The sequence below is a fragment of the Chryseobacterium lathyri genome (assembly GCF_003290185.1).
GTDB classification, from domain to species: domain Bacteria; phylum Bacteroidota; class Bacteroidia; order Flavobacteriales; family Weeksellaceae; genus Chryseobacterium; species Chryseobacterium lathyri.
Map to the genome: position 1 here is coordinate 60,417 of NZ_QNFY01000002.1, position 20,643 is coordinate 81,059.

20 protein-coding genes are annotated in these 20,643 nt (G+C 37.4%); 9 read left to right on the forward strand and 11 right to left on the reverse strand.

Translation table 11 applies throughout. The annotated features are described in order from the left end of the window. Positions 1–41: 41 nt before the first annotated feature. Entirely contained in the window at positions 42–1,259 is a 1,218-nt protein-coding gene (locus DRF61_RS02465) for a PQQ-dependent sugar dehydrogenase (RefSeq protein ID WP_111953723.1), read from the reverse strand. Between the two features lie 105 nt (positions 1,260–1,364). On the opposite strand from DRF61_RS02465, the gene DRF61_RS02470 reads away from it, so the two are divergent. The 3 genes from DRF61_RS02470 to uvrB all read left to right on the forward strand — a co-directional run bounded on the left by DRF61_RS02470 (position 1,365) and on the right by uvrB (position 5,277). Then, positions 1,365–1,736 carry a BlaI/MecI/CopY family transcriptional regulator gene (locus DRF61_RS02470; RefSeq protein ID WP_111953725.1) on the forward strand — a complete coding sequence of 124 codons (372 nt, stop codon included), beginning with the start codon at positions 1,365–1,367 and terminating at the stop codon, positions 1,734–1,736. Positions 1,737–1,738: 2 nt separating this feature from the next. After that, on the forward strand, positions 1,739–3,136 hold the full coding sequence (locus tag DRF61_RS02475; RefSeq protein WP_111953727.1) for a M56 family metallopeptidase: 1,398 nt from the start codon (positions 1,739–1,741) through the stop codon (positions 3,134–3,136). 149 nt (positions 3,137–3,285) lie between these two features. Further along, positions 3,286–5,277, forward strand: a complete 1,992-nt coding sequence (uvrB, locus tag DRF61_RS02480; RefSeq protein WP_111953729.1) for an excinuclease ABC subunit UvrB — start codon at positions 3,286–3,288, stop codon at positions 5,275–5,277. Between the two features lie 85 nt (positions 5,278–5,362). Here the strand turns inward: uvrB and DRF61_RS02485 are convergent, their stop codons facing one another. From DRF61_RS02485 to DRF61_RS02500, 4 genes are all read right to left on the reverse strand, one after another. Next, positions 5,363–5,590, reverse strand: a complete 228-nt coding sequence (locus DRF61_RS02485; RefSeq protein ID WP_111953731.1) for a DUF3820 family protein — start codon at positions 5,588–5,590, stop codon at positions 5,363–5,365. A gap of 2 nt (positions 5,591–5,592) precedes the next feature. Next, positions 5,593–6,675 (reverse strand): AI-2E family transporter, encoded by a 1,083-nt coding sequence (locus tag DRF61_RS02490; protein ID WP_111953733.1) that lies wholly within the window; start codon positions 6,673–6,675, stop codon positions 5,593–5,595. A 24-nt stretch (positions 6,676–6,699) separates the two neighbouring features. Beyond that, positions 6,700–7,437 carry a beta-carotene 15,15'-monooxygenase gene (locus DRF61_RS02495; RefSeq protein WP_111953735.1) on the reverse strand — a complete coding sequence of 246 codons (738 nt, stop codon included), beginning with the start codon at positions 7,435–7,437 and terminating at the stop codon, positions 6,700–6,702. A 71-nt stretch (positions 7,438–7,508) separates the two neighbouring features. Then, the gene (locus tag DRF61_RS02500) at positions 7,509–8,231 is read right to left on the reverse strand and encodes a hypothetical protein (protein ID WP_111953737.1); all 723 of its coding nucleotides are present in this window, start codon (positions 8,229–8,231) and stop codon (positions 7,509–7,511) included. A gap of 47 nt (positions 8,232–8,278) precedes the next feature. Here DRF61_RS02500 and DRF61_RS02505 point away from each other — a divergent pair, with 47 nt between their 5' ends. After that, complete coding sequence (locus tag DRF61_RS02505; RefSeq protein WP_111953739.1) at positions 8,279–9,256, forward strand: aminodeoxychorismate synthase component I; 978 nt, start codon at positions 8,279–8,281, stop codon at positions 9,254–9,256. Beyond that, on the forward strand, positions 9,240–9,866 hold the full coding sequence (locus DRF61_RS02510) for an aminotransferase class IV (RefSeq protein ID WP_111953741.1): 627 nt from the start codon (positions 9,240–9,242) through the stop codon (positions 9,864–9,866). Before DRF61_RS02505 ends, DRF61_RS02510 begins: the two co-directional genes overlap by 17 nt. On the opposite strand, the gene menD is transcribed toward DRF61_RS02510, so the two are convergent. Next, positions 9,863–11,539, reverse strand: coding sequence for a 2-succinyl-5-enolpyruvyl-6-hydroxy-3-cyclohexene-1-carboxylic-acid synthase (menD, locus tag DRF61_RS02515; protein ID WP_111953743.1), 1,677 nt, complete (start codon positions 11,537–11,539; stop codon positions 9,863–9,865). The genes DRF61_RS02510 and menD overlap by 4 nt on opposite strands. 84 nt (positions 11,540–11,623) lie before the next feature. On the opposite strand from menD, the gene DRF61_RS02520 reads away from it, so the two are divergent. Together DRF61_RS02520 and DRF61_RS22775 are read left to right on the forward strand one after the other, a co-directional pair. Beyond that, positions 11,624–12,574 (forward strand): isopenicillin N synthase family dioxygenase, encoded by a 951-nt coding sequence (locus tag DRF61_RS02520; RefSeq protein WP_111953745.1) that lies wholly within the window; start codon positions 11,624–11,626, stop codon positions 12,572–12,574. Between the two features lie 183 nt (positions 12,575–12,757). After that, complete coding sequence (locus DRF61_RS22775; RefSeq protein WP_167409392.1) at positions 12,758–12,919, forward strand: bacteriocin-like protein; 162 nt, start codon at positions 12,758–12,760, stop codon at positions 12,917–12,919. Positions 12,920–13,003: 84 nt separating this feature from the next. Here the strand turns inward: DRF61_RS22775 and DRF61_RS02525 are convergent, their stop codons facing one another. Continuing rightward, positions 13,004–14,050, reverse strand: a complete 1,047-nt coding sequence (locus DRF61_RS02525; protein ID WP_111953747.1) for a PA0069 family radical SAM protein — start codon at positions 14,048–14,050, stop codon at positions 13,004–13,006. Positions 14,051–14,169: 119 nt separating this feature from the next. Further along, positions 14,170–14,364, reverse strand: coding sequence for a hypothetical protein (locus DRF61_RS02530; RefSeq protein ID WP_111953749.1), 195 nt, complete (start codon positions 14,362–14,364; stop codon positions 14,170–14,172). 173 nt (positions 14,365–14,537) lie between these two features. On the opposite strand from DRF61_RS02530, the gene DRF61_RS02535 reads away from it, so the two are divergent. Then, complete coding sequence (locus DRF61_RS02535) at positions 14,538–14,888, forward strand: hypothetical protein (RefSeq protein WP_111953751.1); 351 nt, start codon at positions 14,538–14,540, stop codon at positions 14,886–14,888. A 57-nt stretch (positions 14,889–14,945) separates the two neighbouring features. Here the strand turns inward: DRF61_RS02535 and DRF61_RS02540 are convergent, their stop codons facing one another. From DRF61_RS02540 to DRF61_RS02550, 3 genes are read right to left on the reverse strand one after another with little or no spacing between them, the layout of a single operon-like run. Continuing rightward, a complete protein-coding gene (locus tag DRF61_RS02540; RefSeq protein WP_111953753.1) occupies positions 14,946–17,594 on the reverse strand; it encodes a hypothetical protein in 2,649 nt (882 codons plus the stop codon). A gap of 37 nt (positions 17,595–17,631) precedes the next feature. After that, complete coding sequence (locus DRF61_RS02545) at positions 17,632–18,429, reverse strand: DUF2797 domain-containing protein (protein WP_111953755.1); 798 nt, start codon at positions 18,427–18,429, stop codon at positions 17,632–17,634. 37 nt (positions 18,430–18,466) lie between these two features. Next, a complete protein-coding gene (locus DRF61_RS02550) occupies positions 18,467–19,525 on the reverse strand; it encodes a DUF389 domain-containing protein (protein WP_111953757.1) in 1,059 nt (352 codons plus the stop codon). Positions 19,526–19,601: 76 nt separating this feature from the next. Between DRF61_RS02550 and DRF61_RS02555 the strand changes: the two genes are divergently transcribed. Beyond that, positions 19,602–20,624: a GDP-mannose 4,6-dehydratase gene (locus tag DRF61_RS02555; RefSeq protein WP_111953759.1), complete on the forward strand. Its 1,023-nt coding sequence runs from the start codon at positions 19,602–19,604 to the stop codon at positions 20,622–20,624. Positions 20,625–20,643: the final 19 nt, after the last annotated feature.

The following is a 20,643-nucleotide window of genomic DNA, read 5'->3' on the forward strand; positions in this document are numbered from 1 at the left end:
AATTTGATTTTGTTGAAATAATCTGCTGATACAGCCTCTTTTTATTTTTTAGAGATTTTATAGAGCTTACCACTGTCTGTAACAGCATACAGGCTGCCATCCATTCCATCCAACACATCTCTGAAACGTTCTTTCTGGTCAGCAAGAAGGCGTTCTTCGCCCACCACCTTATTATCTTTCATAACAATTCTGTTAATGTGCTCGCCACTTAAACACCCGATGATAAGATTCCCTTTCCATTCCTCAATATTTCCGGTATAGAACGTGACTCCGCTCGGAGAAATTACAGGATCCCAATAATAAACGGGCTGTTCTGTTCCCTCTTTTTGGGTTATACCATCCCCCACTTTGGCTCCGGAATATTCAATTCCATAGGTTACATCTCCCCAGCCATAATTTTTCCCGGGTTGTATCAGATTGATTTCATCACCACCTCTGGGGCCCATTTCAACATCCCAAAGCGTTCCGTTTGGATCTATTGCCATTCCCTGCGGATTCCTTACGCCATAGGCATAAATTTCCGGCTTATATCCCTGTTTTCCAATAAACGGATTTCCTGGAGCCGGTTTTCCGTCTTTTGTAATTTTTAATATTTTTCCTAAATAATTATCTGTTTTCTGGGCATACACTCTTGTCTGTTTGTCAGATCTTTCCCCTGTACTTACAAATAGATTTCCGTCCCTGTCAAAAGCCAGTCTGCTCCCATAATGCTTATCGCCATCATAGGAAGGTTCTGCACGGAAAATAACTTTAACTTCTGAAATATTTTTAAGATCTGCCGAGAGCTTTCCTTTTGCCACCGATGTCAGATTTCCTTCACCAAATGGTTCTGAAAAACTAAAATAAATAATATTATTCGTCTTAAAATCAGGATCAAGGGCTACATCCAGCATTCCTCCCTGCCCTTTTGAATCTACTTTGGGGAATCCTCCGATTTTAGAAACCTGTTTTCCATCTGTTGAAACCACATTCATATGGCCGTTTTTATCGGTAATAAGAAACCTTCCATCGGGAAGATTTACAATTCCCCATGGCCTGCCAAGGTCTTTATTAAGGACTTCAACTTTATAGGCTGTTGTGGTTTTTACAGCTTTAATTCTGGTTTGTCCATTAAAAGCTGGTTTGTAATCTGTATTCGGTTTTTCGGTTTCTACACTACCGTCGTTTCCTGTCTGCTGGGCATTTGCATTGTTCTTCTTACATGAAGATAAAAGTAAAAAAACACTGAGTGCCGGTACATAAATTGGGTTGAATTTCATAGCGTTGTGATTAGTGGTTAAAAATAAATGGAAAAATAGTGCCACAAAAATTTGCTGGTGAAAATTTTTATTCTACATTTGTAGAGCAAATTACAACATTGTAGAATGAAAGAGATAAAATTAACCGATTCGGAAAAAAACCTTATGGAAATCCTTTGGGAAAAGAAGCGAGTTTTCATGAAAGACATTCTTGATTCGTATCTGGAACCCAAACCTGCCGCGACAACCATCGCCACTCTGCTGAAAAGAATGCAGAATAAAGACCTGGTAGGTTATACATTGTATGGAAACTCCCGTGAATACTATCCAAAAGTAGAGAAAGGGAAATATTTTAATGAGGAAATGACCTCTATGATTGACCGTTTTTTCAACAGCTCGGTGACTCAGTTTGCATCATTTTTTACTTCTAATGCAAAGTTCAGTCAGAAGCAGTTGAAAGAACTCCGTGATATAATCGACCAAAAGATAAAAGAATAAACATGTTCATCATTGTTCTAAAAATGTTGCTGTGCTCTTCAGTATGTATTGCTGTATATTACCTGTTTTTGGAAAAAGAAAAAATGTACCGGTTTAACAGGTTTTATTTGCTTGTTTCTTTGATTTTCTCTCTTGTGATCCCATTCATTTCCATCACAGTACAGCCTCCAAAAACAGTGAATAAGTCTGAGATCATATTTGAAGATGCCGCACAACAGATCATCCAGACACAGCCTGCCCAGGAAATTTTTGATTGGATAAATCTGATATGTTTCATCTACGGAGCCGTTGCTCTTTTCCTTTTAATAAAAAGTGTCTTGTCAATTATAGCTATCAGAAACGTACAGGGTGAAAAGATGATCTACCAGAATTATACTGTTAAGGTAACTCATGAAAACCTTCCTCCGTTTAGCTTTTGGAATACCATTTATTTAGGTAAGAGTTATATAAAAAATAATATAATTGATCCAAGGATCTTCCTGCATGAAAAAAAACATATTGACCAGAAACACAGCATAGATCTTATTTTTATAGATATCCTGAAAATTTTCACATGGCTCAATCCAATTCTTCATATTTATAAAAAAGCAATCATTACCAACCATGAATTTCTTGCAGACGAAGCTGTTTTGAACAGCAGATACGATATAAAAGAGTACCAGAATCTGATTCTTGATGAGATTATCAATATCCAGAACCTGCCTCTTACCCATTCATTTAATTTTAACAACACCAAAAAACGATTTATTATGATGACAAAGAAAAAATCCAGATTCACTGTCCTGAAAAAAATGGCAGGAATCACAACTCTCATTGCAGCAACAGCTCTATTCGCAGAAAGAACATACGCAGTCAATCCTATTGCTCCTTACAACCCCCAAAAAGTGGGCACAGGGACTGTAGAAAATGTGGAGTCTCCTCAAGTCACTTCAACTAACTCTGGTTATTTTGAAAAAATAAAAGAGAAGCCCAGTAAAGCAGTGGAATTCAAGAAAGAAAATACAAAAGCCGCTGCAGATACTATCTCCCCAAAGAAAACAGCACAAGCAAATAGTAATGAAGGTAATAACACAAATGTAAACCAACAAGAGGATAGGGATTTTGTTCAAGCAGAATTTCCAGAAGGAGCAAAATTACTTCGCTCAAAAATTGGGTCAATGCTTGACACAAGTATATTTGACGGAAAAGAAAAACTGGTAAAATCAACAGCACATATACATGTTGATGAAACCGGAAAAATAAGTCAAATAACAGCTTCCGGTGATAATGAGGCATTCAATAAAGAAATTGTTAAAACCGTTACAACAGTAAATAACGGAATGGTATGGAAGCCCGCAACAAGAAATGGAAAAGCGACAGCAAGCATCTTCACATTGCCTATGTCCATGAGTTTTCAGTAAGATGAATTAACAAGCGCTATAAGTTTAGCGCTTTTTTATTTTGTATACTTTACGGACAGAGAAAAAAAACACAATTAAAACATTCACCTTCAAATACTTTATGAAGGCTAAAAATTTCTTTCGTATTTTTGTTGTATACATCATTTCCTATGAATTTTAATCTTCAATCAGAATATAAACCTACAGGCGACCAGCCACAAGCAATCGAAAAGCTTACAGAAGGCATTGAGATCGGCGAAAAATACCAGACCCTTCTTGGTGTAACGGGCTCCGGGAAAACCTTTACTGTCGCAAACGTTGTACAGAATGTACAGAAACCCACATTGGTTCTTGCCCACAACAAGACTCTGGCAGCACAGCTATTCATGGAGTTTAAGGAATTTTTTCCCGATAACGCTGTTGAGTATTTTGTCAGCTATTATGATTATTACCAACCGGAAGCCTATATTGCAACAACCGGGACTTATATTGAGAAAGATCTGAGCATTAACGAAGAAGTAGAAAAACTACGTCTCTCCGCAACAGCCAGCCTTCTTTCAGGAAGAAGAGATGTACTGATTGTAGCCTCTGTTTCATGTATTTACGGTATCGGAAACCCTTCAGAATTTCATAAATCACTTATCACATTAGCTATTGGAGAAAAAGTAACGAGAACCGCACTCCTCCATTCTTTAGTTAATGCATTATATGCCAGAACATTGGGAGACTTTCAGAGAGGTACGTTCCGGGTAAAAGGAGATGTTATTGATGTTTTTCCGGCATATGCTGATAATGCAGTGAGGATTCAGTTTTTTGGAGATGAAATCGAAAAAATCCAGAGTTTTGATCCTGTAAGTGGAAATGTAGAATCTAATTTTGATCAGATTCAGATTTATCCCGCGAACCTCTTTGTGACATCAAAAGAAACTCTAAACGGAGCTATCAGAAGCATCCAGGACGATATGGTAAAGCAGGTAGATTTCTTTAATTCTATTGAAAAACCCCTGGAAGCTAAAAGACTTCAGGAAAGAACAGAACTGGATCTTGAAATGATCAAGGAACTGGGCTACTGCTCAGGGATTGAGAACTATTCAAGATATCTTGACGGAAGGCTTCCCGGTTCAAGACCATTCTGCCTGATTGATTATTTCCCGAAAGACTTTTTAATGGTTATTGATGAAAGCCACGTTACTATTCCCCAGGTTCATGCCATGTACGGTGGCGACCGAAGCAGAAAGGAAGCTTTGGTAGAATATGGCTTCAGACTTCCGGCCGCTATGGACAACAGGCCTCTTAAGTTTGAGGAATTTGAAGCCATGCAAAACCAGGTGATCTATGTTTCTGCAACACCAGCTGATTATGAGCTGGAGAAAACCGGAGGGGCTTATATTGAGCAGATCATCCGTCCAACAGGGCTTCTCGACCCCGTTATCGAGGTAAGGCCAAGCCTAAACCAGATTGATGACCTGATGGAGGAGATCCAAAAAAGAGCAGACGCTGACGAAAGAGTTCTGGTTACCACCTTAACGAAGAAAATGGCCGAAGAACTTACCAAATACTTCATGAAGTTCGGGATCAGGACAAGATATATCCATTCAGATGTAGAAACGTTGGAACGTATCCAGATTATGCAGGACCTACGTTTGGGAATTTTTGATGTACTCATCGGGGTCAATCTGTTAAGAGAGGGACTTGACCTTCCGGAAGTGTCTCTGGTAGCCATTCTGGATGCTGATAAAGAAGGTATGCTCAGAAGCAGAAGATCGATGATCCAGACGGTAGGACGTGCAGCAAGAAATGTTAACGGAAAAGCAATCATGTACGCCGATAAGATCACAAAATCCATGCAAGCCGCCCTGGATGAAACCGAATACCGTCGTAAGAAACAAATACAGCATAATGAAGCCAATGGACTTGTTCCTCAGGCCTTAAATAAAAAGATCTCAGAAAATCTTGTGGGAAGAAGTAAAGACTTCCCGGATCCGAAATACACCCAGAAGGAGATTCTTCAGAAGGCAGCTGAAACAAAAGCCAGCTACGGAGATAAAGACATTGAAAAAATCATTGTCCAGAAGCAGAAAGAAATGGAAGCTGCCGCTAAAAATCTTGATTTCATAAAAGCAGCCAAGCTTAGAGATGAAATCACAGCTTTGAGAGAATAATAGATTGTATTATAATAATTTTTAGGGCCGCATCTTCGATGCGGCCCTAAATTTATACTTATTTGTCAATCAGAAAGACTCTTCCTTATCTTAAAGAAGCTCTGATTGGTATCAGAAGGTCCATCAGGCCATTGAGCTTAATTTCGTAAACGGTTGAAAGCTGCATTCCTAATTTTCCTTTAGGCATACCCTTTCTGTTGAACCACTCCAGGTAGCTTACCGGAAGATCAGCAAGCACTGTTCCTTCATATCTTCCAAAAGGCATCTTTACGATGCAGATCTCTTTTAATATTTCTGAATTTACACCTTCCACTTTTATACAATTAAATTAACTTTTTCTTCATCATCATTATCCGGCAGTTTAAGATCTGGCGGTGTGTCTTCATCTGAAAATTCATTCCTGTAAACCTGGATCAGAAGCAGGGTAAATGAAATAAGGATCGGTCCGAAAATCAGTCCCATAAAGCCGAATAAATTCATTCCCATAATAATTCCGAACACAGTATTCAATGGATGAATATTTTCAAGTTTCTTTAAAAGGGTGAAGCGAAGCAGATTATCCGTAAGCCCGACTACTATCAAACAATAGGCGGCCAAACCAAGTCCCTGCCCCGTATTGCCTTCAGCAATCATAAAAATACATACCGGAATATACACAATAGCCGCACCTACAACAGGAACCATTGAAGCAGCAGCTGTTAAAGCAAAAAGAAGAACCGGACTGGGTGCTCCAAAGATAAAGTACCCTATCAGTGCTACGATTCCCTGCCCTAGGGCTACAACAGGAATTCCAATCGCGTTGGCCATGATCAGCTTTCTAAGCTTATCGCCGATCAAAGAAATATTAGCCCTTTTTAATGGAGCGGAAGAGCTCAGTATCTTCTCAAACAGTCTTGGCCTATCCAGCATAAAATAAAGGATAAAATACATGGACATTACCACAGTAAGGGTATTAAATGTACCACTTAATGCTGATGTAGAAAACTTTCCTGCAGAATTCTTTACTTTATCCATATTCTCTTTACTGAGAATATCAAAACTTGTTTTTGAGTAAATGTATGAGTGTATTTTATCCAGAAATACATTGAATTTGGTCATATAAACCTGGGCATTTCCCAGCTTATCGATCAGAAGGTCGGCAATAAAATAGATTGGAAGAATAAGGATAATAAGACTGGCCAGCATCAAAACAAGCGATGATTGCCAGGATTTCCATTTTTTTTCTTCCTGCAGATAGAAATTATATCTTCTACAGACCACATAAATAGTGATCGCTCCAAGCACTGATGGTATGAACAGTGAAAGATTAAAACAGATTAATCCGGTAAGCACCAGAATTATAGCCAGCAGGGCAACTTGTTTTATCGCAACATTGCTTATCTGTTTATCTTTATCCATTGTGTTCCTATCTTATTATTTTATTTATTTCTTAAATTCGATTTGTCTCGGTTTTCCTAAAAAAGCACAATAAGCAGAATACATGACGATCATCATAAAAGGAGCCGTTAAGATAATACCAATACCGCATAAAACAATTCCGGCAATAGAGATCAGTCCTCCCAATACGGTAGTACCAAGAAACGTTCCGTAATTTTCTTTGGCAATGTTAAAAGACTTCCCTAATGCTTCAGTAGCCGATGCATTTTCGAATAATAGAATAGGATACCCCAATAAAAGGAAAGGATAAACAAAAATAAACGGGAAAAAGCACAGCGCCATCGCAACACTTGAAATAATCCCCGAAAGAATACTGTAGATCAGGATATTCACAAAATTCTGCTTATATCCGATGAAAAGGTCTGCAAAATCGATCTGAATTTTAGTATTGTATTTATTCACTATATAGATCAGTCCTACGTATAATGGAGCCAATAAAATCCCCAGAAGACCGGACAATGAAAGATAAAGCGAAAATCCTGGAGCATTCCAGTAGCTGAAATTAGAGTAATCTCCACCTGCATCTTTCATTTCTTCCATCATGGACGCAGAATTGAACCCGCTGACAGACTGAATGATGAATCCTCCTATAAGGTAAATTATCATCGCGACGATTCCGTAAAGAAAAACGCCTTTATACATTTCAAATGAATGCGAAATAATGGATCCTGTATCCCTGTTTGGAACGGATCCCTGTTGATCAAATTCGTTAAATTCTGACATAGTTTAATATTTAATGGTTTCACCAAATTTAACTTTTTTTGGCATAAAAACATATTAAACCTTTTGAAAGTTTAACTTTTTTCCGAGAAAATCATTTTATACAGTGAGTAAATCATTGCGTTCCAAAACGGAAACGTAAAGAGTCCGCCTATAAAAAATAATGCAAACCCAATAAACTTAAAGAAAATCGCAACAATAACGCAGACCAGTATTTCTAAAAAATATTTTCTTAAAGCCTGAAGATTCAGTGAAACAGCTTCGAAAATCCGTTTATTGTTAAAAAACATCAGTGGGGCAACAAAAATGGTGACAAATACCCATATAACAGCTAGGATAATAGTCTGAAATGTATAGACATAGACAAATGACCAGAAAATATAATATCCTATATATTTGAAAAAATTAAACCCATTGTATCCTACAAGCAGATCTCCAAGTTCCAGTTTTTCATTCATGTCAATTTTCCTGTAAATCTGATAAAACCCAATATTAAGGGGATAAAGAAAAATAGAAGTTCCGATAATAGCCCAGGAAAAATATTGGAATCCCGGATTGGACTGCATTTTTACGATCTGCGCAGAATACGCTTCCATGCCATCTTTTGCATATTTCGCCGCTTCTGCATATTGTGCTAAAATACCATACTTCCCATCAAAGAAGAAAAGCACCGTAAAAAAGATCCCAAAATAAAAAATTGAAAATATTAATTGAAAGAAAAGAGTCTTATTCCAATAGAAAAAAGCCTGCTTCAGTATAAAATCTATTCCTGGTTTCTGAGGATATCTGCTCTGCATTAAAAAAATTTTACACAAAAGTAATCATCATTAATTATTTTTGCAGGATGTTTTCAATGAATCATCAAAAATTTATGGAAATGGACGAACTTTCCCTTCAGAAGGTTCCGTACTTTTTCATGATCGATTTCCTTTCGGAGAATATAGAAATCTATAGAGAAAATGAAATTAATAAATCAGGCTTGTTAGTTGATTTTCAGCAACTATCAAACTCAAAACAGAAACACACCCTCAATAAAAAAATTGAATGGGAATCATTTCCGGAAACGCTGGAAAGCTTTAAAAAAGGATTTGATAAGGTTCAGAAAAATATTCGTCTGGGAAATTCTTATCTTGTCAATTATACAAGAAAGACTAGGATTCAGACCAATTTAAGCCTCGAAGAAATTTTTTATCACTCAAATGCGAAGTATAAAGTGTTTTATAAAGATTTTTTTGTATTTTTTTCTCCTGAAACTTTTGTAAAGATTATTGACGGCAAAATTTTGACTTATCCAATGAAAGGTACTATTGATGCATCATTGGAAAACGCGGCTGAAGTTTTGAAAAACGACAAAAAAGAAAAAGCGGAGCATTATACTGTTGTGGATCTTCTCCGGAATGATCTCAGCATGGTTGCAGATAATGTGAAAGTTGACCAGTTCCAGCATATAGACCTCATCAGGACACAGCAAAAAGACCTGTATGCGATGAGTTCTGAAATTTCAGGAAATATAAAGCCAGAGTTTGCAGGAAAAATAGGCAGCATGATGGAAAAACTGCTTCCCGCCGGGTCAATTCTCGGCGCTCCAAAGCCGAGAACACTGGAAATAATCTTAGATGCGGAAGGATATGACAGGGGTTATTATACCGGAGTATGCGGCTGGTTTGACGGTGAAAACCTTGACAGCTGTGTGATGATACGCTTTATTGAAAAAGAGGGAGACCTGCTTTATTTCAAAAGCGGTGGCGGTATAACGCATATGAGCAAGTTAGAAGACGAATATCAGGAAATGAAAAATAAAATCTATGTCCCAATTCATTGAAAGCATAAAAGTAGAAGATCAGGAGATTTTTCTTCTGGAACTACATCAAAAACGTATCAACCAGACTTTTGCCCATTTCGGGAAAGAGGGCTCTATTGATCTGGCCAAGATCTTCAAAAATCTCGAACATGATGAGGACGGTCTTTTCAAACTGAGACTTTCCTATGACCTTGATAAAAGGGTACGGACAATGATGATTCCATACGCCATTCCTGAAATACAGAGCTTCCAGTTGGTTGAAAACAACAGCTTTGACTATTCTTTCAAATTTGAAGACCGTAAGGAACTGGACAAGATGAAAATGAAATCAAAAGCTGAAGAGATCATCATTGTTAAAAACAACCACATCACTGACACTTCTTTTTCTAACATTCTTTTCTTAAAAGGTAAGGACTGGTTTACGCCGGCTACTTATCTGCTGAACGGAGTACAGAGGCAGAATCTTCTGAAGCATAAAAAGATAAAAGAAACTGAAATCACACTTCAGAACATTAAGCAGTTTTCTCATTTTCAACTGATTAATGCTCTGAATGATTTTGATGACATGTTTATTTATCCTATTGACAAGATTACAAATTTACCGGGGAACGAAGAATATCTTGATCTTTAATTCCCTTTCATGAACTCGAAATAAGCTTTCTGAACATCTGCACTGTTTTTCCCGTATGTATTTACCTCAAGGATTTTCGGCTGCAGATCAGGTTTGAAGAAATTCTCCAGCACACGGTCCAGCGTAGGCTCATCTTCCACTTTGATGTAGGAGAAACCGAAATGTTTTGCTAAATGTTCAGCATGTTTGCGGTGTTTTGTCGCTATAAATTCGTCTAAAGTATTGGGATTGGCATTACCCGGTCCCGGAATAATTTTAAAAATATTTCCTTCCCCGTTATTGAAAATAATAATTCTTACAAATGGTGGAATATATTGGTTCCAAAGCCCGTTGATATCATAGAAAAAGCCTAAATCCCCTGTAATAAGCAGGGTTGGATTTGCATTTTTTATGGCAAAACCCATTGCCGTAGAAGTAGAGCCATCTATACCACTTGTTCCTCTGTTACAGTACATTTTCCTTTTTCCAAAATCAAAGAGCTGTGCATATCTGATCGCGGAGGAATTACTGAAATGGATATTGTAATTTTCAGGAATGGTCTGTGAAGCTTTATTAAAGAAATAAAAATCCGAAAATTCGGCTTTATTCAGGAATTGTTCATGTTTAGCATCTTTTTTATCCCTTAGAACGTCCCAAAGATTAAAATAGGGTCTAGGTTCAAGGTTGATGAATTTCAGAAGCTTGGAAAAGAAAACCTCCGGCTTCACTTCAATCTTTTCAGTCAGAGAGAAATAGGTATCAGGCTGCCACACTTCATCCAGGTGCCAATGTTGCTTCGGACGGGCACTTCTCAGGAATTGTTTTACTTTTTTGGAAACAACATTCTGACCTACCGTAATCAGAAGATCCGGAGCATAGGTTTTATAATCCTCTTCAGTAAAATTAAAAATATAACGGTCAATATGCCTGAAAAACTTCTCATGATACAGATTAGAGTTAGCTTCACTCAATACAACAACAGAATGGTTTTTCACCAGTTGCGTTAATTGATTTTCCAGCTCCGGGCTGTGATCTTTGGTTCCCACAAGAATCATAATTCTCTGGGACGTATGCCAGTCTGCAATTAAATTGGATGGCACCTCATATTCCTTATGCCTGATCGTTTTTTCAACGGAGGGAAAAGAGGGAAGCTCTGAAACCAGCTCATATAAAGGCTCTTCCAACGGAATATTGATGTGTACCGGTCCCTGTTTTTCAAAACAAAGCTCGATTGCTTTTTTAATAATGTCAAAATTAACATCCTCTGCATTTTCTTTACTGTCTTCCAAGAGCTGAAAGTCACCATAAGAATGCTGATGAAAAATATCCTTCTGCCTGATGGTTTGCCCGTCAAAAATATCTACAAAATCCGTAGGCCGGTCGGCGGTCAGGATCAAAAGCGGAACATTCTGATAGAAAGCTTCTGTAACTGCTGGGTAGTAGTTGGCCACTGCAGAGCCGCTGGTACATGTTATTGCTACCGGCTTTTTCTCACTTTTAGCCATTCCTATTCCTACAAAAGCTGCACTCCTTTCATCTACAATACTGTAACAGTTGAAAGCATCAATTTCCGAAAAATGAATCGCCAGGGGCGCATTTCTAGATCCCGGGGAAATGATAACATCTGAAATTCCGTACTGCTGAAGAAGATGGGCAAGTATCTGAATACTTCTCTTAGAAGAATATTTTTTCATACAGCAAATTTAACTGATAAATACTTATTTTAGAATTATTTCATTTAAAAAATATGTAATTTTGTGATTCGTAAATTTCTAAAAATGGATAAAATACCTAGTGTAGACCTGCGTGATTTCCTTTCGGACAACCCGGAACGCAAACAGAAATTTGTAAATGAAATCGGAAAAGCTTATGAAGAAATTGGTTTTGTTGCCTTAAAAGGCCATTTTCTTGATGACAAACTAGTAGATGAACTCTACGGAGAAGTTAAAAACTTTTTTGAACTCCCTGTAGAAACGAAGCAGAAGTATGAAATTCCAGGAATCGGTGGCCAGAGAGGTTACGTAGGATTCGGTAAAGAAACCGCTAAGGGTTTCAAAAAAGGTGATTTAAAAGAATTTTGGCATTTCGGACAGTATGTGTCTGATGATTCAAAATACAAATCCGAGTATCCTGACAACGTGATCGTTGATGAGCTTCCAAAATTCAATGAAGTAGGTAAAGAAGCCTATCAAATGCTCGAAAAAACAGGCCAGTATGTATTAAGAGCTTTGGCTCTGTATCTTGGTCTGGACGAGTTTTATTTTGACGATAAAATCGCTGAAGGAAACTCTATTTTAAGACCCATCCACTATCCACCAATTACCCAGGAGCCGGATGATGCGGTAAGAGCTGCCGCTCATGGAGACATCAACCTGATCACTCTTCTGATGGGATCTCAGGGAAAAGGCCTTCAGGTTCAAAACCACAACGGAGAATGGATTGATGCGATTGCTGAACCGGATGAATTAATGATCAATGTTGGAGATATGCTCTCAAGACATACCAACAACAAATTGAAATCTACTATTCACAGAGTGGTTAACCCTCCAAGAGAATTATGGGGAACATCAAGATATTCTATTCCGTTCTTTATGCATCCGGTGAGCGAAATGTCATTGAATGCTCTTGAAAACTGTATTGATGAAAACAATCCGAAGCTGTATGAAGATACAACTGCAGGAGAATTTTTACATGAAAGACTTATTGAATTAGGACTTATCAAAAAGTAATATAAAAAAGTCAATAATTAATCTGTATTCCGGGTACCAAGGTAATAGGATACCCTTCAGATTAATTATTGACTTTTATTTTTATATCACAAATTTTTAATATTAAAACCTACCATATCTTATTTTTAGTTAAAAATATTTTAATTATCTTTACTTTAATATCAAATTTTTAATTAAAACAGTATGAAAAATTTAAAAAAACTAAACAAAGGCCAGTTAAAAAGCATCTCAGGAGCAGGAGCAATTAAGCTTCCAGAACCGGAATTCTGTATGTATTATTGCAGCGGAACTGTAATCTGTGCAGCTTGCAGCGATGATTTCCAATGTCCGGATGACTCTATGTAATTTTGAAATCAAAAACGAATAAGAAAACCGTTCCTTTTGGAGCGGTTTTTATTTAAGAAAGACTTTAGCTAAAACTCTTTAAATTCAATCGAACAGCCTCAATTGCTGATCTTTGGCTCCGGTAAAATTCGCTGTAGACAGTTTGGGAAATTCGCTTCCGTCAAAAAATTTCTTTCTCCCGATTTTGAATGTATTGTGAATCATTTCAGCGATATTCCCCTCTCCTCTCTGTCTTTCAAAATATCTTTTGTCACCCAGTTTTCCTCCTCGCATAGATCGGATAAGATTTAAAACCTTTTGTGCCCTGTCCGGGAAATGGGTTTCTATCCAATTGACAAAAACAGGCTCTACCGTATCATTGAGCCTTACCAACGTATACCCGAAGCTTAAGGCTCCTGCATCGGAAATAGCTTTTAAAATGCTTAACGGCTCATCACTGTTCAGCCCGGGAATAATGGGTGCCACCATGACATGCACGGGAATTTTGTTTTCTGTAAGAATCTCTACAGCCTTCAGTTTATTCGGAGCCGAGCTTGTTCTCGGTTCCATTTTCCGCCTAAGCTCTTCATTAATAGTAGGTATACTAAGTGACACAGAAACCAGGTTCTGCTCCGCCATAGGTTTTAGAATATCCAGGTCTCTCAGAACAAGCGCATTTTTTGTCAGAATATTAACTGGATGTCTGTAATCCAGGCAGACCTGAAGTAGTTTTCGGGTGATTTCAAACTGCCTTTCTGCAGGCTGATAGCAGTCAGTGTTTCCGGAAAGAAGGATAGGTGCTGGTCTGTAACCTCTTTTCTGAAAAAATTTCTCTAACAGTTCCGGAGCATTTTTCTTTACCATGATTTTTCTTTCAAAATCAATTCCGGCACTATAGCCCCAATATTCATGGGTGGGTCTTGCAAAGCAATAGGAACATCCGTGTTCGCAGCCCTGATACGGATTCATGGAATATTCCATGGGCAGGTCTTCGCTTTTCACCTGATTCACAATGGTTTTCGGAAAAACTTCCGTAAAAGAAGTTTTTACGGTTTCGAAATCTTCATCATCCGGCTCATAGGTATACCTGTCGAAACGGTTGATCACGTTTCGCTGCGCTCCTTGTCCTTTTATGAATTTTTCGTTCTGCATTGTGATGTAAAATTAAAGTGGATTTCTTATAAAATATAAGTTTTAACATTAAAGTTATCCACAAAAAATCCGGCCCCTTTGACAGAGCCGGATTTAACATAATTAAATATATTCTTTTACTACTTCAGTGCATAAAATTCCACTCCGTGATATTCATCATCGTGGTTTTTTTCATCAAAATGTCTGTGATAATCCGAATAGGTATCACTATATTTTTTATCTTTTTTAGTCAATATCTTTTTTATTCCAATAAAACCTAATACTGCCAAAAGACCAACTCCCCCTGCCAGTAAAACGCCAACTTCTTTTTTCATATTTTGTCCGATTTATTAAAGTAGTTATTGCAAAAAGTATACCTATTTTATTTTTTTGAATTATAAATTTTGTTAACATTCAGCATTATTTTAATCAAAGATGTAATTGTCTTTTTATGTAAATTTGACAAATCAATGGTTTAATTATTGTAGTAGTTTAAGAAAATAATATTATGGATAATTCAGAAAATAACGACAGGATGACAACTTTGAGCCAGGTCATGAATACTCTTGCAGGAAGAGGAATACATAGAGAATTCAGAATGAATGAGGCCTGCGAAATGAAATTTGAAAATTCAGAAAAAGTATACCAGCCGTCAGAGCTGACCATTTTAAAAACTTACCGTTTTGAAGGAGACAGCAATCCTGATGATAGCGCAGTATTGTACGTTGTAAAGGATAATGAAGGAAACCGAGGAATGATTATAGACTCTTACGGGGCAGACAGCAACTATCCGGGAGAAGAATTTGATAAATTTTTAAGAGACATTCCTATTCTGGAAAGTGATGAATTTAACTTTTAGCGGCTTAAAGATTAAATCCAGAAAGAACAACTTTATCCCTTAAGATATATCCCGGAACTATTCAGTTACGGGTTTTTCTTTTTTCTTAAAAACTCCTTTCAGGAAGCCTTTCTTTTCCTTTTTCTGTGGCTTAGGCTCTTCTTTTTTTGCTTTAATATCCTGTTTCAGTTCTTTTACTGTTTGTTTTACTTCTTTTACAGAAGAAACGGCATCTTTTACGGTTTTCTCGGTTTTATCAATATTCACACCTATTAAAGTCTTCTTCAGCCCCTGCTCAATTCCTTTCCAGAAAAGATTGAAGAATGATTTTGTAGGGTCTCTTTCAACATTTTCCACTGCAACGGCTTCAGGAAATTTTTCGGAGTCGGATCTTATAAAGAGATTGGCAACAGCAGTCAGTACACCCTTTTTCTCATGATTATCCTTATTCAGAACGGCAATTTTGAGATCTTTATGTTTCAGGTTGAATGTTCCGTGTATTCCTGCAGGATTTCCTTTGAAATTAAATAACATTTGCTGAATTGTTCCAGAAGTGGCCGTGACATGAAGGTAAGGTCTGATAAACGGATTAATTCCGCCTGCAGGAAGATTGGTTGTTTTCCCGGAAATTGAAAATGCATCGGTATGATCTGCCACATCAAAGCCCCAATTGACAGAAAGCGGCGCCAGGTTCATAAACGAGCAGTTGATGTTGATATCTACTTTTGTAGATCTTCCTTTTGTTTTGGCAGAATTAAGATTTTTAACGTTCATATTAAAACTACTGAACGTCAGTTTTCCGGGCCCTGCACTTTCCGGAGTGTCTTCTTCATAGACCAGAACTGAATTTTTCAGGTCAAGGTTATTAACGGTCATTGGAATTTTTATAGACCTTAGCAACCTGGAATACAAAGGTTTTATTTTAGGATCATCTTTGGGAATCTTACTTCTGAAAATATTGGCATTTGCAGCAAGAACACTCACATTGGAAGCATTGATGGATTTATTATCCGAAAACAGGTCCCAGCTTCCGTCTGCCGTTATCTGTGTCGCCTTGAGGTCGTACAGATCCCGTTCAACAGGTATCATTCTGATAAACTGTGCTCTTGAAACGAGAGGCTTCATCGCAAAGTTATTGATCTGAACTTTATTTTTATTTAATTTTAAAAGACTGGCGCTTAAATTATAAAATTGTGTTTTATAAGCGAAGTTCCGGGTTGTGAGGAAATAGTCTCTAATTTTGAAAGAGAGCCCTTGGCCATTAGGTTTTCGAGCTATTTCAATGGCATTGACAGTCGCATTGAGGTCATGAAATGCCAATGGCTGCATTCCTTTATCGTAAACAATATCAGAGTTTTTAAGAGTCATTTTCCGGACTATTACAGATTGTATTATTCCCTGGCCATGGTTCTTTTTCACTTTGCTTTCAGCAGCCTTAATCGTTCCGTTTATATTCTCAACAAGAACATCTTTAAGATCAAGATTAAGTTTTCTGTCAATAAATTCAAACTTATTAATGTTGAATGCAATATGACTGGTTTTTAAATCCATAGAACCCTTCTCTGCTGCCATTGTTCCGGGAGAGAGGATCAGATTCCTGATTTCGCCGCTTTTGGGGTTTAATGCAAAGCTCTCAACAGCAAAGTTCCGGTGATTTGAGTACTGTATATCCTTTCCTGAAAAATGGAAATCTTTATATCCAACAGGAATCACTTCTGCCGCAGTGACCTTATCAAACTTCAGCTGGTTGACTTTTACATTCAGTGTTTTTGCAAAAAACAGCCTGCTTCCGTCAGGTTTATTGACCAATACGGAGAGGTTGTTAAGTCTCACATCTTTCAGATTGATCTCAAAATTCATTTTTCTCTCAGCCTTTTGGGGGGTTACTCCGGTATTATATACATTAAGAACCGGATTTTGAAAATCAGCATTGGCCAGCGAAATTTTGTTCTTCTTTAAAACCACATCTTTAAAATCCATTTTTGGAATGGAAAACTCAAACAGTTTTGGTTTCTTGGGATAGAATCTTTTAAACTGTTCGAAAGAAAGCAGCGGAATCAGACGAAAATTTCCGACCGACATCTGTCCGTTTGACGTTGCAATATTGCTGATGGTAATGGCATAAACATTATCCGGACGAAAGAAAAAATTCCTCCCTTTGATATCATAACGGTCAAAAACTACCGGAAGCTTATCTTCTACAGACTCTTCGGTCATCTGGAGATTTTCTACAAAAAGATCTAGATCCTTCACGGACAGAAATTTCTGTTTGGTATGCTTAAAAATATTGATGACCCCTTTATTGATCCTTATATTTTCAAACAAAACCGGATTTCGCTTTTTTCCCGTTTTATGGTCTACAGGTTTGGCAAGGCTGATATTTAAATTGGGTTTCGCCAGCAGAAGGTCAGATGAGCTGATTCTTTTATTGAAAACAGCATCATAAATTCCGAAACGGCTGATCTTTAGGGTATCAATTGTTCCCTGGAGTCCAATTACGTTGGTATTTTGGGGGTCTTTGCTGTTTACCGTTATTCCTGCTACAAAAATATTTCCTGAACCAAGATCTACATCCAGTTTTTTATAGGAAACCTTATAGTCGGTATTATTCTTTATATATTCAGGAAGCTGGGTTTTAAGCCAGATATTCAACCCGAAATTTGCAGCCAGAAGAATGAGCAACAGAATTCCAAGGCCTATCAATAACTTTTTAACCCATTTATTCATATTTGTGATTTGGTTTTCGTTATTTTAAATATAAGGATTAATTTTTTATTTCCAGCTCAATTACATACCCCTCATGTCCTCTCACATTCATGAAATCTCCCCCTTGAAAACTTAAGTACTGTCCTTTGATACCGATAAGCTTTCCGGTAAACTCAGGTTTCTTATCCAGAGTGAAAGACGTTATTTTAGCTGGTTTTTCAAAAGGATAATCGAATTTCCATAAGTTTTCTCCTTCGCTGTAGAACTTCTCAAAATCCTCAGGAAAATACTGCCTGATCTTCTGCTGGAAATCGGCAAGATCTATTTCGCCTTCAAAATCATCCTGAAGCATTTTTTTCCAGTTTGTTTTATCAGGAAGATGCTCTTTTAAAGCAACTTCTATCATTCCTGCTTCATAACGGTTCTCTGTTCTGGCGATCGGAAGGGCAAAAGTGGCCCCCTGATCGATCCATCTCGTCGGGATCTGGTTATTTCTCGTTACACCAACTTTTACATCCCCGGTATAAGCAAGATATACGGTATGAGGCTGCAGTTGGATTTGTTTTTCCACTTCCAGGTCACGTTCAGCGACCCCCAAGTGAGCCGTAGAAAGCTCAGGCCGTATAATTGTATCACTGGCGTAAGGACTTTCAAAGAAGCAGTTTTTACAGAACCCCATTCTATAAACAGGTTTATTTTCTCCGCAGTTAACACACTGAAATCCGGTGTGTTTTACCCTCAATTCTTTTCCGAACAGCTCATTCATATGGATAAGGTCTCCAGAAAGATTGAGATAATATTGAATTGGCTGTGCATCGAAACTCGTCATTTTTAAAATTTGCCCTTGAAACTGCATAATTGTTCTGTTTATCGTAAATATATTAAAATTAAATTTATTTGATTTTATTCTGTGATTTGATCCTGTCTATTTCTTCTTTCAGCGCTGTTATCTGACTCTGAAGTTTTTGCATTTCCGGATTTTCAGAACTTCTCACCCCTGGTGAATATTGCCAGATCAAGTGAATATCTTTTACCAGCTCATTGTGGGCATCCAGTCTTTTTTTACTAATCGTGACACTGTCATTCAAAAGTGTTATCTTCAAAAAGTCCTGATCATTTTCTTTAAATGCCTCATAGCTGATAATAGCCAGCTCCGAATGGTTTTCTTTAATATTTTTAATATAATTTTCTGCACGCTCCTTTAGCTTTTCCTTTTCCCATTTCTTTTTTGTAAGTAGAATACTGGGAATTAAGATAACGATTGAAAGTAAACTGATGAAACCAGAAATTTTACGGTTGTGAGATCTATCCTTTATTCTGTAATATCTTTGATACCCTAAAAATATACTTAATATCCAGGTTCCTACTCCTATAAAAAAGCAATTGATAAGATAAAAATAAAAGCCTCCCCAAAAATACTCCCAATTTCCATTCGCTATTCCAAAACCAGCTGTACAAAGAGGCGGAATACATGCCGTGGAAACAGCAACACCCGCAATTACTTTTACGGCTTCCTTCCTTACAATTCCGAGGAACCAGGCCAGGCCGCCCAATAAAGCCAGGAAACAATCAAAAATCGTAGCGGTCTTAAAACTTTCCAATTGAGAAGTCTCTGAATGAAAAGGGGAAACAAAAAAATACAGTGCGGAGGAACACATCGCAACAACAATCATCAGAACCCAATTGATAATGCCAAGTCTTATAAGCCTCCTGTTTCCTGTAGAAAGACCAAAGGCCATTCCTACAATTGGACCCATTAACGGTGAAATAAGCATTGCACCAATAACAGCTGCTGAACTGTTGATATTCAGGCCTACACATGCAATTCCCATAGAAATTACCAGAAGCCATAAATTATGTCCCCGAAAATAAATTCCTTCTTCTATTTCCTGGAATGTAAATTCTTCATCTTCTTCCTTGGGTAATACAAATAGTTTTCGGAAATTGATCATGTATTATTCTTTCTGACAAAAGTATGAAAACAGCATTCAAGTATTATTAATAAATTTGCCTATTAAAAATCCACAAATGATTTATCTTGTAACTGGCGGAAGCGGCTTTATAGGTTCACACTTAATAGAACGATTATTAAGGAATGGACATTCTGTCATAAACGTTGACAATTTTGATGATTTCTATAATTATCAGACAAAAATTAAAAATACATTAGAGTCTATTGATAAAATTTCGGATTTTGAGTTTTCGGACAAAGAGACCGATATTACACATCTGGTTAGCCTTTCACAATCGGATAAATATCAGTTATATTATCAGGATATCCGTGATAAAAAGGGACTTGAAACTATTTTTAAAAATCACAAAATCGACCTTGTCATTCATCTTGCAGCCCTTGCAGGAGTACGTCCGTCCATTGAAAGGCCTCTGGAATATGAGGAAGTAAATGTACGTGGAACGATGAATCTTTGGGAACTCTGCAAAGAATTCAACATCAATAAATTCATATGCGCCTCTTCGTCAAGCGTTTATGGCAACAATGAAAAAACTCCGTTTTCAGAAGCAGATAATGTAGACCACCCTATTTCACCTTATGCTGCAACTAAAAAAAGCGGCGAAATTTTGGGACACGTTTACCATAACCTGTATCATATAGACATGATCCAGCTTAGGTTCTTCACCGTATACGGCCCCAGACAGAGGCCGGATCTTGCCATCCATAAATTTACAAAATTGATCTCAGAAGGACAGGAAATACCATTCTATGGTGATGGAAATACAGCAAGAGACTACACTTATATTGATGATATTATCGACGGAATCACAAAATCCATTCTCTATTTAGAAGCTCATTCCGGGGTTTACGAAATTATTAACCTAGGAGAAAGTGAGGTGATTACTTTATCAAAAATGCTTGGCACAATAGAAACCGCCCTGGGAATTTCTGCCATGAAGAAAAATCTGCCAATGCAGCCGGGAGATGTCCAGAAAACCTGTGCAGATATCACAAAAGCAAAGGCATTAATTGGCTACAAACCAGACACAGACTTCCAAAATGGCATAAAAAAATTTGTGGAATGGTTTTTGAGAAAATGACATCATATAAGTTGCTGAC

Excerpts from the sequence above, each read along its gene's own strand:
- uvrB (WP_111953729.1), top strand. The coding sequence starts at position 3,286 with ATGAATTTTAATCTTCAATCAGAATATAAACCTACAGGCGACCAGCCA.
- DRF61_RS02510 (WP_111953741.1), top strand. The coding sequence starts at position 9,240 with ATGTCCCAATTCATTGAAAGCATAAAAGTAGAAGATCAGGAGATTTTT.
- DRF61_RS02470 (WP_111953725.1), top strand. The coding sequence starts at position 1,365 with ATGAAAGAGATAAAATTAACCGATTCGGAAAAAAACCTTATGGAAATC.
- DRF61_RS02465 (WP_111953723.1), bottom strand. The coding sequence starts at position 1,259 with ATGAAATTCAACCCAATTTATGTACCGGCACTCAGTGTTTTTTTACTT.
- DRF61_RS02525 (WP_111953747.1), bottom strand. The coding sequence starts at position 14,050 with ATGCAGAACGAAAAATTCATAAAAGGACAAGGAGCGCAGCGAAACGTG.
- menD (WP_111953743.1), bottom strand. The coding sequence starts at position 11,539 with ATGAAAAAATATTCTTCTAAGAGAAGTATTCAGATACTTGCCCATCTT.
- DRF61_RS02540 (WP_111953753.1), bottom strand. The coding sequence starts at position 17,594 with ATGAATAAATGGGTTAAAAAGTTATTGATAGGCCTTGGAATTCTGTTG.
- DRF61_RS02500 (WP_111953737.1), bottom strand. The coding sequence starts at position 8,231 with ATGCAGAGCAGATATCCTCAGAAACCAGGAATAGATTTTATACTGAAG.
- DRF61_RS02505 (WP_111953739.1), top strand. The coding sequence starts at position 8,279 with ATGTTTTCAATGAATCATCAAAAATTTATGGAAATGGACGAACTTTCC.
- DRF61_RS02490 (WP_111953733.1), bottom strand. The coding sequence starts at position 6,675 with ATGGATAAAGATAAACAGATAAGCAATGTTGCGATAAAACAAGTTGCC.
- DRF61_RS02520 (WP_111953745.1), top strand. The coding sequence starts at position 11,624 with ATGGATAAAATACCTAGTGTAGACCTGCGTGATTTCCTTTCGGACAAC.
- DRF61_RS02545 (WP_111953755.1), bottom strand. The coding sequence starts at position 18,429 with ATGCAGTTTCAAGGGCAAATTTTAAAAATGACGAGTTTCGATGCACAG.
- DRF61_RS02530 (WP_111953749.1), bottom strand. The coding sequence starts at position 14,364 with ATGAAAAAAGAAGTTGGCGTTTTACTGGCAGGGGGAGTTGGTCTTTTG.
- DRF61_RS02550 (WP_111953757.1), bottom strand. The coding sequence starts at position 19,525 with ATGATCAATTTCCGAAAACTATTTGTATTACCCAAGGAAGAAGATGAA.
- DRF61_RS02475 (WP_111953727.1), top strand. The coding sequence starts at position 1,739 with ATGTTCATCATTGTTCTAAAAATGTTGCTGTGCTCTTCAGTATGTATT.
- DRF61_RS02535 (WP_111953751.1), top strand. The coding sequence starts at position 14,538 with ATGGATAATTCAGAAAATAACGACAGGATGACAACTTTGAGCCAGGTC.
- DRF61_RS02495 (WP_111953735.1), bottom strand. The coding sequence starts at position 7,437 with ATGTCAGAATTTAACGAATTTGATCAACAGGGATCCGTTCCAAACAGG.
- DRF61_RS02555 (WP_111953759.1), top strand. The coding sequence starts at position 19,602 with ATGATTTATCTTGTAACTGGCGGAAGCGGCTTTATAGGTTCACACTTA.
- DRF61_RS22775 (WP_167409392.1), top strand. The coding sequence starts at position 12,758 with ATGAAAAATTTAAAAAAACTAAACAAAGGCCAGTTAAAAAGCATCTCA.